Source organism: Pseudomonas sp. MF08817 (assembly GCF_059862705.1).
In genome coordinates this window covers 1-14,324 of record NZ_JCBCUY010000022.1, presented here as the reverse complement: position 1 = coordinate 14,324, position 14,324 = coordinate 1, and the positions used below count along the sequence as shown (strand labels likewise).

14 protein-coding genes are annotated in these 14,324 nt (G+C 59.0%); 5 read left to right on the top strand and 9 right to left on the bottom strand.

The window, feature by feature from the left end:
- Positions 1-126 precede the first annotated feature (126 nt).
- The 3 genes from AC19YR_RS14905 to AC19YR_RS14895 all read left to right on the top strand — a co-directional run bounded on the left by AC19YR_RS14905 (position 127) and on the right by AC19YR_RS14895 (position 2,363).
- Entirely contained in the window at positions 127-1,215 is a 1,089-nt protein-coding gene (locus AC19YR_RS14905; protein ID WP_095110502.1) for an asparaginase, read from the top strand.
- Positions 1,216-1,393: 178 nt separating this feature from the next.
- Positions 1,394-1,669, top strand: a complete 276-nt coding sequence (locus AC19YR_RS14900; protein WP_500599044.1) for a DUF1654 domain-containing protein — start codon at positions 1,394-1,396, stop codon at positions 1,667-1,669.
- Positions 1,670-1,673: 4 nt separating this feature from the next.
- Positions 1,674-2,363, top strand: a complete 690-nt coding sequence (locus AC19YR_RS14895; RefSeq protein WP_095110500.1) for an endonuclease — start codon at positions 1,674-1,676, stop codon at positions 2,361-2,363.
- A gap of 6 nt (positions 2,364-2,369) precedes the next feature.
- Here AC19YR_RS14895 and AC19YR_RS14890 read toward each other — a convergent pair whose 3' ends face one another.
- A complete protein-coding gene (locus AC19YR_RS14890) occupies positions 2,370-2,729 on the bottom strand; it encodes an SPOR domain-containing protein (RefSeq protein WP_500599042.1) in 360 nt (119 codons plus the stop codon).
- Positions 2,730-2,979: 250 nt separating this feature from the next.
- On the opposite strand from AC19YR_RS14890, the gene csrA reads away from it, so the two are divergent.
- Entirely contained in the window at positions 2,980-3,174 is a 195-nt protein-coding gene (csrA, locus tag AC19YR_RS14885) for a carbon storage regulator CsrA (protein WP_007920550.1), read from the top strand.
- Positions 3,175-3,566: 392 nt separating this feature from the next.
- Positions 3,567-4,370, top strand: a complete 804-nt coding sequence (locus tag AC19YR_RS14880; protein ID WP_500599040.1) for a lipopolysaccharide kinase InaA family protein — start codon at positions 3,567-3,569, stop codon at positions 4,368-4,370.
- Here AC19YR_RS14880 and AC19YR_RS14875 read toward each other — a convergent pair.
- The 8 genes from AC19YR_RS14875 to AC19YR_RS14840 all read right to left on the bottom strand — a co-directional run bounded on the left by AC19YR_RS14875 (position 4,339) and on the right by AC19YR_RS14840 (position 14,215).
- Complete coding sequence (locus AC19YR_RS14875; RefSeq protein ID WP_500599039.1) at positions 4,339-4,818, bottom strand: DnaT-like ssDNA-binding protein; 480 nt, start codon at positions 4,816-4,818, stop codon at positions 4,339-4,341. The genes AC19YR_RS14880 and AC19YR_RS14875 overlap by 32 nt on opposite strands.
- Before the next feature lie 65 nt (positions 4,819-4,883).
- The gene (locus AC19YR_RS14870; protein WP_500599038.1) at positions 4,884-5,897 is read right to left on the bottom strand and encodes a GlxA family transcriptional regulator; all 1,014 of its coding nucleotides are present in this window, start codon (positions 5,895-5,897) and stop codon (positions 4,884-4,886) included.
- A gap of 179 nt (positions 5,898-6,076) precedes the next feature.
- Positions 6,077-8,281, bottom strand: coding sequence for an OsmC domain/YcaO domain-containing protein (locus tag AC19YR_RS14865; RefSeq protein WP_500599037.1), 2,205 nt, complete (start codon positions 8,279-8,281; stop codon positions 6,077-6,079).
- A gap of 655 nt (positions 8,282-8,936) precedes the next feature.
- Positions 8,937-9,347 (bottom strand): YybH family protein, encoded by a 411-nt coding sequence (locus AC19YR_RS14860; protein ID WP_095110494.1) that lies wholly within the window; start codon positions 9,345-9,347, stop codon positions 8,937-8,939.
- 55 nt (positions 9,348-9,402) lie between these two features.
- On the bottom strand, positions 9,403-11,832 hold the full coding sequence (locus tag AC19YR_RS14855; RefSeq protein WP_500599036.1) for a TonB-dependent siderophore receptor: 2,430 nt from the start codon (positions 11,830-11,832) through the stop codon (positions 9,403-9,405).
- Between the two features lie 79 nt (positions 11,833-11,911).
- The gene (locus AC19YR_RS14850) at positions 11,912-12,880 is read right to left on the bottom strand and encodes a FecR domain-containing protein (RefSeq protein ID WP_500599035.1); all 969 of its coding nucleotides are present in this window, start codon (positions 12,878-12,880) and stop codon (positions 11,912-11,914) included.
- On the bottom strand, positions 12,873-13,415 hold the full coding sequence (locus AC19YR_RS14845; RefSeq protein WP_500599033.1) for a sigma-70 family RNA polymerase sigma factor: 543 nt from the start codon (positions 13,413-13,415) through the stop codon (positions 12,873-12,875). Before AC19YR_RS14845 ends, AC19YR_RS14850 begins: the two co-directional genes overlap by 8 nt.
- 224 nt (positions 13,416-13,639) lie before the next feature.
- Positions 13,640-14,215, bottom strand: a complete 576-nt coding sequence (locus tag AC19YR_RS14840) for a LysR substrate-binding domain-containing protein (protein WP_500599031.1) — start codon at positions 14,213-14,215, stop codon at positions 13,640-13,642.
- Positions 14,216-14,324 lie beyond the last annotated feature (109 nt).

Sequence of the window (14,324 nt, the reverse complement as noted above, 5' to 3'; positions counted from 1 at the left end):
CATTCCAAATAAACGTATCTTGGTACAGATCCTGCTTTTCTCTATCACCCCGGCGCATTCAGACCTGCCTGGGGGCGTTTCTAGGTGAACTGAATCGCACCGTCATCACTACAAGAGAGAAAAACAATGAAACCTGCCTTCAACACCTTTATTCCGGGCGCCTTGGCCCTGCTCCTGCTACTCCCGACGGCACTGCAAGCCAAAGAAGTCGAAACCCAGCAAAAATTGGCTAACGTGGTCGTTCTCGCCACCGGCGGCACCATTGCCGGCGCCGGCGCCAGTGCCGCCAACAGCGCGACCTACCAAGCGGCTAAGGTCGGCATCGAGCAACTGATCGCCGCCGTGCCGCAGCTGAGCCAACTGGCCAACGTGCGTGGCGAACAGGTCATGCAGATCGCTTCCGAAAGCATCACCAATGAAAACCTGCTGCAACTGGGCCGCCGCGTTGCCGAACTGGCCGACAGCAAGGACGTCGATGGGATTGTCATCACCCACGGCACCGACACCCTGGAAGAAACCGCGTACTTCCTCAACCTCGTGGAAAAAACCGACAAGCCCATCGTTGTCGTAGGGTCGATGCGCCCTGGCACCGCCATGTCGGCCGATGGCATGCTCAACCTGTATAACGCCGTCGCCGTTGCCGGCAGCAAAGAGGCCCGCGGCAAGGGCGTGTTGGTCACCATGAACGACGAGATCCAGTCGGGCCGCGATGTCAGCAAGATGATTAACATCAAGACCGAAGCGTTCAAAAGCGCCTGGGGCCCGATGGGCATGGTCGTGGAAGGCAAATCCTACTGGTTCCGCTTGCCCGCCAAGCGCCACACCATGGATTCCGAGTTCGACATCAAGACCATCAAAAGCCTGCCTGACGTTGAAATCGCCTATTCCTACGGCAACGTCAACGATACAGCCTACAAGGCTCTGGCCCAGTCCGGCGCCAAGGCGATCATCCATGCCGGCACCGGCAACGGCTCGGTCTCTTCCCGCGTGGTGCCTACCCTGCAAGCGCTGCGCAAGGATGGCGTGCAGATCATTCGTTCTTCCCACGTAAACGCTGGCGGTTTCGTACTGCGCAACGCCGAACAGCCTGACGACAAGTACGACTGGGTGGTCGCCCATGACCTGAACCCACAAAAGGCCCGCATCCTGGCGATGGTGGCACTGACCAAGACGTCCGATAGCAAAGAGTTGCAACGGATGTTCTGGGAATACTGATACGCCTGCCCCGGCCCCTCCAGGCCGGGCTCTCTGCCCGCCTGCCTTGGCGGGCAGTCCTGCACTTCCCCTCGCCACACAAAAAAAATTCCTCATATGCAGCAAGCGTTAAAAAGCGCTGTCACAGGATCTTCTTGAATTTTAAGCAGTTGCGAAAAATCCTACAGTTAAATACTGTATGTGCGTACAGCCTAATAAGGATTATCCCGTGGCGAAAACTCCAGAGACTCCCGCACCCAGCGCCTACGAGCGCTTGGGCCTGCGTATCCAAGCCATCATCAATGCCCCTGCCGCACAGAGGGCCAAGACTGCCCTGATCTTTCGCCTTGCCGATGAGCCCGTGGAGTTGTGGGAACAGCTGCTCGACGAGATCGACGAAAACGACAACGTCACCCTCGCTCACCGCGATGACGGTGGCGTGCATGTTTTCTGGACTGTGCCGAAGGAAGATTGAGTCAATGATTGCCCGCCTGTTCGCCTTGCTTTGCCTCCTCGCCACTTTCACCGCCCATGCCCAGGCTCCGCGCACATTCAGTGAAGCGAAGAAGGTTGCGTGGAAGCTCTACGCCCCTCAATCCACCGAGTTCTATTGCGGCTGCAAGTACACCGGCAATCGCGTCAACCTTGCAGCATGCGGGTACGTGCCGCGCAAAAACGCTAACCGCGCCGCGCGCATCGAATGGGAACACATCGTCCCGGCCTGGCAGATCGGCCATCAACGCCAATGCTGGCAAAGCGGCGGGCGCAAGAACTGCACGCGCCATGACCCCTCCTACCAAAAAGCAGAGGCGGACCTGCACAACCTGGTCCCCAGCATCGGTGAGGTGAATGGTGATCGCAGCAATTTCAGCTTCGGCTGGTTGCCGGTGCAGAGCGGCCAGTACGGCTCATGCCTGACCCAAGTGGACTTCAAGGCCAAGAAAGTCATGCCACGGCCCTCGATCCGCGGCATGATCGCCCGCACCTACTTTTATATGAGCAAGCAGTACGGTTTGCGTCTGTCCAAGCAGGACCGCCAACTTTATGAAGCCTGGAACAAGACCTACCCGGTGCAGAGTTGGGAACGCCAACGCAACCAAACCGTGGCCTGCGTCATGGGGCGTGGCAATGAATTTGTCGGGCCGGTGGATATGAAAGCCTGCGGCTGACAAGCCTCAGGAGGCTGGAACGTGCTCGACCACAAAGGATTCAATGCTGCGCTTTTTAGCAGTGGCCAGCTTCTCTACCAGCAAAGCCTGCTTGGCCTCGGCCTCGGCCTTGGTAGCGAAGGGGCCGACCAGGATTCGCGTCTTGCCACCGTCGTTAGCGATGTAAGTGCTGAAGCCGTGCTCGATCAGCCAGGCCGCCACATCGCTCACCGCTTGCGGGGTTTGGCCCTGGACTTGAAGATCCCATTGCGGGGCCGCCGCAGCTATCTGAGCAGGCGTCGCGGGCTTACTGGAGCCTGGATGGTTATTGCCCTGCCCGCAGCCCGCCAAGGCCAATACACCCACTACCAACGCCAATTTGCGCACACCCCACTCCTTCTACCTGGCAAAAGCGGCGATTTTATCACCCATGCTCGCCAATGAACGCCGCAAAACAGACGCAAAACAACAGGAATGATGTTTATCGCCTCTGTATAGTTACGCCTCGGGAATTTATACCGCGCCTACGCGTCAGAAAGAGGCACTCAAACAGTGGCACTGCGCCGTTATCCATCCATACTACCGACATCTGCATTATCTGAATCAGGTGCCCTACCAAGCAATCAAGGAGAAGATCATGCTGATACTCACTCGCAAAGTCGGTGAAAGCATAAATATCGGTGATGACATTACGATCACCATCCTGGGCGTCAGCGGCCAACAGGTCCGGATCGGCATCAACGCTCCGAAAGACGTCGCCGTGCATCGTGAAGAAATCTACCAACGCATCCAGGCCGGTTTGACCGCACCAGACAAACGCGAAACCCCCTGAGCCCGAACGAGTCATCGCCAGCCCTTTGTCCTCTGCAATGGCTGGCGAAATACCTGCAAGCCTTCCTCTTCCCCCACACCGCCCCACCGAAAGCAACCCGCCCTGCTTCCCATCTGCCTGCTGCACCATGGCGATAGCACGTGCTTGAGGGCAGTAAAAACCGCAGTCGCGAAACAGACAGCCAAGCAAGACGTTGAAAGCTGCGAACCTCAATGGACACGGGCCTGACCTCTTACTTACGACACAGAAAAAACTGACAGATAGCTCTAGAAATTGGATCCACCCGATGGCAATATGCCGCGATTCACAACAAAAAGGCAGGATGCCCAGTGCCGTCGCTTAAAGCCGCCAGAGCTGCATTTCCTCTTTGCCACCGTGTCGCTAAGGCGTCCTTGAGTTTCTCGCACCTACCCAACAGGTCGTTACTCGACGCTATCACCAAGTTGATCGAGCCCCATTTCCAAGACCGCCCCAAACGTGTCAGCCAACCCGTGGGCGACGATCACAACAAAGTGTTCATGAAGGTACAGCGAGTCAAGACGCTGCCCAAACGCCTGCGCGTCACTCTGGGGCGCCCTAAGCGTTCAGGGCGATTCGATTGGCCGCTGGAAGAATTGATGAACACCCTGATTGCCGCCCAGCGTGGCATGAAGACCGCCCAGGTCGTGGGTTTTGGCATGGTCAAACCCAGGTTCGGCATCGTGCGTGAATTCGTGCTGCTGACCGAATACCTCGACGGACACGTCAATGGCCTGCAATGGCTGCGCAAACATCCGCAGCGCACGGCCGAGTTCATCTCAGGTTGCATGAACCTGCTCATGGACATGCATAGCCGCAACCTGATTCACCTGGATCTGTGGGTGGCGAACATCATGGTCCCCGAGGCCGCAGAGGGTGCCATGCGGGTGATCGACATGGAGAATGTTTTCACCTACCCCTCGCGCTTCAATGCACAGACCCTGGGGCTACAACTGGGCTTTCTGTACCGCAAGGAACTGAGCCAGTTTATCGACGAAGCGAGCTACGACGCGCTGGTCGCCGGTTTCCTGCAACAACGCCCGGAGGTTGACGCAGCCACCTTCGAGCCCATTTACCGTGCCTGCAAGCACATGGCCCTCAGCCACAAGACGCGGCGCAGGATCTTCCTTGAAGGCGAACTGGACATTACCCCTGCACAACCGTCAGCCCGCGCCTGACCAGGTAATCGGCAAACTGCGCACGGCTCGGCGCATAAGGCGCTGGGCGCATCATCGCGCCGGGGTCGGGGCGCAGCAGCGGCGCGCCCTCATCGACGCTGAATGCCGGGTCCGGCACACCCATGCCATGCTCGGCGGCATACAACTCCACGACCAGGCGCAACTGCCCCCATTCGATTTCCAAGGGCACCGTGTTGGCGGCCAGCAATTGCCCACCCACCACACAGTCGCGACGCGGCCAGGCCATGGCTTGGGCTTCGTGGGTCTGGGTGCCTTTCCACTGCCGTGCGTTGATGTCCTGCGCGGCCCGTAGCAACAGCGCTTTCTGCTCGTTCTCGGTCGCCGGAATGAGAAAACCGTAGAAATCGCGATAAAACACCAGCCGTTGCAACGACACGAAGCTGTTGGCGTCCGCTCGCCCCGTCCCGTCTTCAACAATAATCAGCATGGTCGGCCCCAGCCAGGAAGAGGGCCGAGTGTAACGCCCATGGATTTAAAAGACTAAACCCCCACTTACCTGACCAGCCGCACCTCCTTCGACGGGCGATAGCCAAAGTACGCGCTGTAGCACTTGCTGAAGTGGCTGGGCGAGACAAACCCGCAAGCCACCGACACCTCGACCATCGTCAGCGTGGTGTGCTGGAGCAAGCGCCGCGCCTCGGTAATGCGCAAATCCATGTAATAGCGCTGCGGCGTTGCCCCCAGTTGCTCCTTGAACAGCCGCTCGATCTGGCGCCGCGAGCGGCCCGCGTACAGGCACAGCGCCTCCAGCTCTAACGGTTCTTCCAGATTGGCATCCATCAGGTGGACCACCTCACGCAGCGGCCCGCTCACCGACACCTTGAGCACCGGCTTGATGCGCCGATAGCGGGAGGCCTCGAACGCCAGGATGTCTTCGATGCCATCGGTCAACCCCTTGTCATACAGGGTGCGGACCCACTCCAGCGCCATATAGAACGACCCCGTGGGGCTCGACGCGGTGAGGCGGTCGCGGTCTACCACAAAGGCCTCACTGGTGACCTGGGTCAACCGCGCAATCTCTTCCAACGCAGGCCGATGCTCCGGGTGAATCGCGCAGCGATAGCCGTCCAACAAACCCGCCCGCCCCAAAAACCACGCACCGTTCCAGATGCCTGCCAGCATCACGCCCTGCTCACCGGCCCGTTGCAACAGGCCAATCAGCGCGTCATCGGCCTTGAGCTCAGTGCGGTAGCCGCCGCAGACCACCAGCAAATCCAACGTGGCGATCTGGGCCATATCCAGGCAGGCGTCCGGGCGGATCACCAGGCCCAGGTCGCTGACCACCTCGCCCGGGCCAAGGCCAAAGGTCTTAGTGGTGAACAACTCAGGGCGCAGCAGGTTGGCGGTGACGATGGTGTCCAAGACCTGAGTGAACGCCGGCAACGAAAAATGCTCCAGCAACAGGAACCCCGCCCGCGCGGCCTGCCCAGGCTGGCATTCATGCTCGTGCAAGTAGCGCAGGTTCTTACCCTTCATCGCCCCGCTGAACTGACGTCGCTGTACCAACGTGCACCTCACTTGCCCCTATGAATGAAGCACTGATTAAACCCGCGGCGGTTGCTGCTGGCGATCACTAAAGCACCGCGCGGGCTAGGCGAAGGCCTGCCCTACCGATTGCCGATCAATTAAGCGAAGACTTATACGGGCTCGGTGGTTTAACTGGCGGAAGTCGCCCCACCACTCGCCTAGCGAGACACCACCGCCCCAGTGGCCCGCGCCGAATGCAGCTTTTTATAGCTGTCGATCAGCCGCAGGTGCCTGTCCAGGCCTTCGAGCTTCATGCTGGTCGGCGTCAAGCCGTAGAAACGCACACTGCCTTGCACCGAGCCGATCACTGCGTCCACCCGCGCGTCGCCGAACATCCGGCGCAAATTGACCTCGTAATCATCCAGGTCCATCTCGTCGTCCATCTGCACTTCCAGCACCACATTCACGGCTTGGTAAAACAGCCCGCGCTCGACCGTGTTGTCGTTGTACTGCAGGAACATCTCCACCAACTCCTTGGCCTCCTCATACTGCTGCAAAGCCAGGTAAATCAGCAGTTTCAGCTCCAGGATGGTCAACTGGCCCCACGCCGTGTTGTCGTCAAACTCGATGCCGATCAACGTGGTGATGTCGGTGTAATCATCCAGTTCGCTTTGCGCCAGGCGCTCGACCAATGCCTTGAGAGCGTCATCGTCCAGGCTGTGCAGGTTCAAGATGTCTTCGCGGAAAAACAGCGCCTTGTTGGTGTTGTCCCAGATCAAATCGTCAACCGGGTAGATTTCCGAATAGTCCGGCACCAGGATGCGGCAGGCCTTGGCGCCGATATGCTCGTACACCGCCATATACACTTGCTTGCCCAGGCCTTCGAGAATGCCAAACAGGGTCGCGGCTTCGTCGGCGTTGGCGTTTTCGCCCTGGCTGGTGAAGTCCCACTCGACGAACTCGAAATCCGCCTTGGCGCTGAAGAAGCGCCACGACACCACACCGCTGGAATCGATGAAATGCTCGACAAAGTTGTTCGGCTCCATCAGCGCCTGGCTTTCAAAGGTCGGCTGCGGCAGGTCATTGAGGCCTTCGAAACTGCGGCCCTGGAGCAACTCGGTGAGGCTACGCTCCAGCGCCACTTCCAGGCTCGGGTGCGCACCGAATGAGGCGAACACACCGCCCGTGCGCGGGTTCATCAAGGTCACGCACATCACCGGGAACTCGCCGCCCAGGGACGCATCCTTCACCAACACCGGGAAGCCCTGGGCCTCCAGGCCCTGGATGCCGGCGAGAATCCCGGGGTACTTGGCCAGCACCTCCCGGGGCACATCCGGCAGGGCCAATTCACCCTCCAGGATTTCGCGTTTCACCGCGCGCTCGAAGATCTCCGACAGGCACTGCACCTGCGCCTCGGCCAGCGTATTACCCGCACTCATGCCGTTGCTGAGGAACAGGTTTTCGATCAGGTTGGAGGGGAAATACACCACTTCGCCATCAGACTGGCGCACAAACGGCAGCGAGCAAATGCCGCGCTCGATATTGCCCGAGTTGGTGTCGTACAGGTGCGAGCCGCGCAACTCGCCATCGGGGTTGTAAATTTTGCGACAGTGCTCGTCGAGAATTTCCGCTGGCAACGCATCTTTGCGGCCAGGCTGGAACCAGCGCTCGTCCGGGTAATGCACGAACTCGGCATGGGCGATCTCTTCACCCCAGAACTGATCGTTGTAGAAGAAATTGCAGTTGAGCCGCTCGATGAACTCGCCCAACGCCGACGCCAAGGCGCCCTCCTTGGTCGCGCCCTTGCCGTTGGTAAAGCACATGGGCGAATGCGCATCGCGGATGTGCAGCGACCACACGTTGGGCACGATATTGCGCCACGAAGCGATTTCAATCTTCATGCCCAGGCCGGCCAGAATCCCCGACATATTGGCGATGGTCTGCTCCAGCGGCAGGTCTTTGCCTACGATGTAGGTGCCGGTGTCCGACATGGCATGGGGCATCAGCAACGCCTGGGCGTCGGCGTCGAGGCTCTCCACTTCTTCAATGACAAACTCAGGCCCGGTCTGCACGACTTTCTTCACCGTGCAACGGTCGATAGAACGCAAGATACCCTGGCGGTCCTTGGCGGATATATCCGCCGGCAACTCGACCTGAATCTTGAAAATCTGGTTGTAGCGGTTTTCCGGGTCCACGATGTTGTTCTGCGACAAGCGAATGTTGTCGGTGGGAATATTGCGAGTCTGGCAGTACAACTTCACAAAATATGCCGCGCACAGAGCCGAAGACGCCAGGAAGTAATCGAACGGCCCCGGCGCCGAACCGTCACCCTTGTAGCGAATAGGCTGGTCGGCCACCACCGTAAAGTCATCGAACTTTGCTTCAAGCCGAAGGTTGTCGAGAAAGTTGACCTTGATTTCCATGGGTGATTACCAGAGTGACGAGTGAGTGGCGTGACGATTAAGCAAGCAATACACCGCAAAGAACGAGGACTTTGCAAAAGCCTTGAAAATCGCAGACAACGAAAAAGGGCCCACCTTTCGATGAGCCCTTCTAGACCGCCCCGTAGAGCGGATTGTGTTTGGCAGGTGCGATTGGATTCGAACCAACGACCCCACCCTGCCAGGGTGTTCTTTAAGGCGCACGTAAGCCGTTAATAATAAAGGAAAATGCACACTCTGTCAGCCTGTTTAACGCTGGCCTAAGGCCCTATAAGAATCAGTAACTTAGCGTTGTATCTTTCATCAGCGGTCCCCCTCTCCCCCGGCGTCCTGCCGAAAGTGGCGGTGGGGCGCTGAAAACCGGCCAGGCCTGACCCAATATCCCGCGACCAACGAAAATGCCAATTTTCGGGAGCTTTTAAAATGCCGCGTCGTTGCTTTCGATGCACTGGGAGCCCGGTAAAATCCACCGCCCTGGGATTCTTGGCCTGTGCCATGCGGCGTTCGCGACACTGCCTCTCGTACAGAGCCTGGGTTCAGCGTGCGCCTGGGCACACCTGGCGGATCAGTAAACTGCCACCTCTCACCTGCGAGCAAGGCGCCCACCTATAGAGTGGACACCCTCCTGTTTAAATGCCTACGGTTCAACAACCTCATCCAGCAACGTCGTCCCATAGGAATTGTCCACTACACATAACCACTTTTCCGAGACCTGTCGAAATACGTAGGTGGCCCGGCGCATGCTCTGGCTTTCTGCACCCGCCTTATCCGTGGCCTGTAGCCGGGTTTCCATGATGACAAGCGCCACATCACCGCCGGGTATGACCTGCATCTTTCCCTGAGTAACAACGATGCTGTGATTGAAGTGCTGCGCAATGGCGACAAAAGCTCGGCGGATGCTGTCTTTCCCGGTGACGGTCAAACCTGGCTTGACGACAAGACTTGCGTCATCGGCATAAAACTTCATCAATTCGTCGAAGTTTTCCGCCGTAATGGCCCGGTCAGCGGCCGCGATTGTTTCTCTGAGTGTTCGGGTGAGTGCGTCCATTTCTGTTCTCCTGATTAAGCCTCAGAGTGAATGATCCTTGACGATGAACAGCTGCTTAGAAGCTGTAACGGGCAGTCAGTTTCAAATTGCGTGGATCGCCGTAGATGTCATACGGGTTATAGGCTCCATTGGCGACGCTGCTGTAGTAAGTACGATCAAACAGGTTATTGACGTTGACCTGCAGATCCAATTGCTCGCTCGCCTTGTAGCCTGCAACCAAACCGGCCACCGTGTACGAGCCCTGCTGGTTTTTCCATGCGCTGGTGCCAGTGCCCCCCGAGGTGCGGATGCGGCTTTGCTGGTAGACATCACCCCCCACGCGCCAGCGCTGCAACTCACCAGGCAAGGTGTAGATCGTGGCCAGCTTGAACATTTGACGCGGTTTCTTGCGGTCGAAATCTTCGCCTTCTCGGGCTGCGTTGGCGTCGCTGACGTATTGGGTCTGGGTGTAGGTGTAACCGGCGGCCAGTTGCCAGTTGTCGGTCAGGGCGCCCTGGATTTCCAGATCGATGCCGCGGCTGCGGACCAGTCCGGCCGCTTCGTAGCAGGCACTGGCAGCGCCTGAACCGCAACCTTTGGATTCAGGCAACTCTTGGGCACGGTTCTTCTGGTCGATCTGGAAGACCGCCATGTTGGTGTTCAGGGCGCCACCAAAGTATTCGCCCTTGATACCCATTTCGTAGTTCTCGCCCACGACAGGGTCGATCACTTTCCTGTCCAGGCCTTTGCTGCTCTGCGGCTTGAAGATATCGGTGTAGCTGACATAGACCGAGTGGTTGGTGTCCAGGTCATAGACGAGGCCGGCATAGCGGGTCAGGTTGCGAGTGACCTTGAAGTTGCCTTCACTGTTGGCGCTGTCGTCGAATTCGTACCAGTCAACACGACCACCGAGAATCAACGACAGGGGTTCGCTCAGGCGCAGGCGGGTGCTGGCATAGACACTGTCCTGGGTAGTGGTCTCGGGAAGGCCATCACTGCCCGTGACGTAATCGGGTTTGGGATGAGCGCCTGGGTCCCAGTCGAAGGGATTGCTGCCAGTGTCGATGAAATCGCTCCAGGCCTTGCCGGAACGATAATCCAGCTTGCGCTTGCTTACGCCGATAGTCAGGTCATGTGCTTGGCCGAGCAACTGGAAGGGGCCGCTGAGCGCCAGATCGTAGCCGGTCTCCTTCTGCTCCATGGCTTCCGTCCATAAATAGTGGCGGTCGTATTCCCATACCGAAGAGGCCAGTACATCAGTGTCGGTCTTCGACTGCATGGCTGCCAGGCGCAGCGTCCAGTCGTTGGCGAAGCCTTGCTCCAGGGTGGCGAAATAGCCGGTGGTCTGATCGTCCGAGTATTCCCAGTCATGCCCCAGGAAGGTGTCGCGTGGCAGTCCGAGATGGCCGCCGCCACGGGCCATGGGCAACCCGCCCCAGATGTAGTTGGTATGGTTCTTCTGCCGATAGGCCCCAAGCGTCAGGGTGGTGCTTTCACTCAGGTCGGCGTCGACCACGCCGTAGAACAGATCGTGATCGCTTTGCACCGAGTCACGAAAGCTTTTGGCGTCCTGCCGCGAAACCACGGTACGGGCGCGCAGGGTGCCGTTTTCATTGAGCGGGCCGCCGACATCCAGCGTGCCGGTGTAATCGTCCCAACTACCGGCGCTGCCGGTGAGCGTGCCCTGGAATGTGTGCGTCGGGCGCTTGCGCACCAGGTTGATGGCACCGGCGGGGTTACCGGCCCCCTGGGCCAGCCCGGTGGCCCCGCGGACGATCTCCACCCGGTCATACATGGCCAGGTTGGCTTCTCCGCTGGGCAGGTAGGTCAGGAAACTGGTGGGGAAACCGTCATACATGATGTTATCGATGTCAAAACCGCGCGCGCTGAAACTAGGCCGCCCTACGCCACCGGAATTGTTGAGGAAAATGCCCGGTGCGCTTTTGGCGACATCGCTGATGCTGGTCATGGCTTTGTCGTCCATGCGTTTGCGCGTGACGACGCTCACCGACTGCGGTGTTTCGCGCAAACTCAAGGGCAGCTTGGTGGCCGTTTGCATCGCCCCGGTGGTGTACGAGCCGCTGTTCTCGGTAGTCGCCGCCAGGCGCTGGCCAGTAATGCTGGTCGCGCCCAGCTCCAGGCCTGTGCCAACGACTTGCGGTGCCAGCAGGTACAGGCCGTTACCCTGCGGTGAAGCTTGCAGACCGCTACCCTGTAGCAGTTGCTGCAGGCCGCCTTCGACGCTGGTGGCAGCATTCAGGCCAGGGCTGCGCAAACCTTCCACCAGGCCCGGTTCGATGGCCAGGGTGATTCCTGCCTGGCTTGCGAACTCGGAGAGGGTCCTGCTCAGGTTGCCGGCAGGCACCTGATAGGCGCGGCTGTGTTGCGCGCCCTGCTCTGCGGCCTGCACCGAGGCTGGAGTCAGGCTGCCACCCGCGATGATAAGACCCAGTGCGCCAGCGTGAACCGCTCGCGCCAGTGGTTGCATGCCCTGCGTCGTTGCCATGTGTTCGTCCCCGCCCAGTGAAAATAATGTGGTTACGGGAGGGACACGCAGTATCCAGAAAACACGACAATGATTCTCTTTACGCCTTCGCGCGCGCCGTGATGGTGACCCAATAGGGCGAGCGATAGTGCACGTCCACCGGCAGAGCCTGGCTCAGGGCGCGGAGTATTTGATCGGTGTCGCGCAACTGGAAAGCACCCGAGATCAGCAGCCCAGCCACTGCTGGATCGCAACGCAGCAAGCCTGGGCGATAGCGATCCAGCTCGCTGACGAAGTCATCGAGGCGCATTTTTTCTGCGCGCAGCACGTTGTTGAGCCAGTCGAGACGGCCCTGCGCCAGTGCCATTGAAGGCTGCGCTGCCTGGGCGCTGACATGGGTTTGCCGGCCGGGGCCTAGACGCACCAGGCCCTCATCACCGCGTGATAGCCGCGGGCGCACCTCGACAGCGCCCTGCAGCGCGGCGAGGTAGGTGCGCTGTGGATACTGACGCACCAAAAATCGGCTGCCGAGCAGGGTAACTTGCGCTTGTGCGGTATCGACGATGAACGGGCGCCTGGCATGCTCGCGCGGCACCTCGACAAGCATCTCGCCGGCAATCAGGCGCAAGCGACGAACGTTGTCGTCGTAAGCGATATCGACGGCGCTGCCGGTGTTCAGGCGAATCTGTCCGCCATCCGGCAGATGCAGGGTGCGCTGCTCCCCCGTGGCGGTGCGCTCGTCCGCCTGCCACTCACGCCACGGCAAACCCTGGTGCGCTGCGAAACCAAGCGGGGCAGCGGCGATCAGCAACGCGAGGGTCTTGAGCACCTGTCGCCGCTCCAGGCTGCGCGGGCGCTCCAGAGCCGCCCGGCCGGCACCACCGGCAAGCTGTTGGGTGCGGTCACTGAAGCGCTCGGCCAGTTGCCAGGCCCGCTCATGATCGGCGTGCTGCGCCCGCCACTCGGCGCCGGCGGCATGGTCGGCGGCGCAAGCGCTGCTGTTCTGCAAGCGCACGAACCAAACAGCCGCTTCGCGGGCAATGCGCCGGTCGATGGGCGTATTACTCATTCTGCTGCGCGCTCTGGCTAGCGAACACGATGCACTCTTCAAACGCCAGCGCAAGGTAGCGCTGTACCGAACGCACGCTGAGGTTGAGGCGGCTGGCGATCTCTTCCTGCGTGTACCCCTCCAACTGCGCCATCAGGAACGCCTGCCGGGTTTTGGTCGGCAATAAGGCAAGTACTTGGTCGATCTCGTCGAGGGCTTCGAGTACCAGCGCCTGATGTTCCAGCGATGGCGCCAGGCCTTCCGGTGTTTGCGCCAGCGCAGCGAGATAGGCCTGCTCCAGGGAGCGGCGGCGGTAGAGGTTAATAGACAGGCGATTGGCGATGGTCGCCAAATAGGCGCGCGGCGCTTTCAAGTCCAGGCGCTCGCCAGGCGCATTGCTGAGCAAGCGCAGGAACGTATCCTGAGCCAGGTCCGCCGCATCGGCGGCATTGCCCAGGCGCTTGCGCAGCCAGCCCTGCAGCCAGCCGTGGTGGTGGCTGTAAAGCTGATCGAGAGCATGATGCGGGTGAGGGTTTACCGATGATGTGGGCTGCACGAGATACGACAAGTGTGAATGAGAATTTATCGCATTGTATCAGCATAAACTCGGCCGCGTGCAAGCAAAGGGGCGGCGGCCCGAACATAGGCTGGACCTACGGTGCCGGGGGCAGCCCGCTCCACCAACGTGCATGAGCCGCACGGGTTCACGCTCGCCGTCCGGCTCAACCGCACGGGGGTTGCGTTAAGTGGCACCCGCCTTATAGAACCCTCAACGCTTAATCAAATATCTTTGAACTCTTCCTCCAACAACTCAGCAAACTTGTCTTTCGCACGATGAAGACCTGCATGCTTATTCCATACAAAATAGTTTTGTATGGGCGCCAAGTCATCGAACGTATGCCCACATATGCCCCCAATACTCTTGAACTGTTCAAAAAAACCTTTGGGCACAAGTGAAACCCCCGCACCCGAACTTACGCAACCAAGAATAGTTCCATAGCTGGCGATACTCGTTATAACCGTCGCAACACGATGCTCGTCAAGCCAGCCTTCAAGAGATTTCCGATAAGGGCATCCCTCAGGCCACATAAAAATATTTTTCCCACTCAGGTCTTGAGGTTTCTTTATATCACCCATATCAGGAGAAGCAATCAACACAAGCTCCTCTTTGTAAATCTCCAAACGGCTGATGTCAGGATGTTCGTTGTCGGCAGCAATAACCGCACAATCTAACTTATGGGCTACTACATCACTTAAGAGTTGAGGCCATGGCCCGGTGCTGAATTGCATTTGAACTGAAGGATAATTCTGGTGAAACTTAGATAACAGCTTAGGCAGGGCGGTCTCAAGGAGCAAGTGCAACAGTCAGTTAACTTTTCTGCACTTGCTAAGCGAACGCAATCCCGCTTCCAAAACATCATCATCAATGGACGTCTGACCGAACCGAGCCGATCTGCTTGCACAC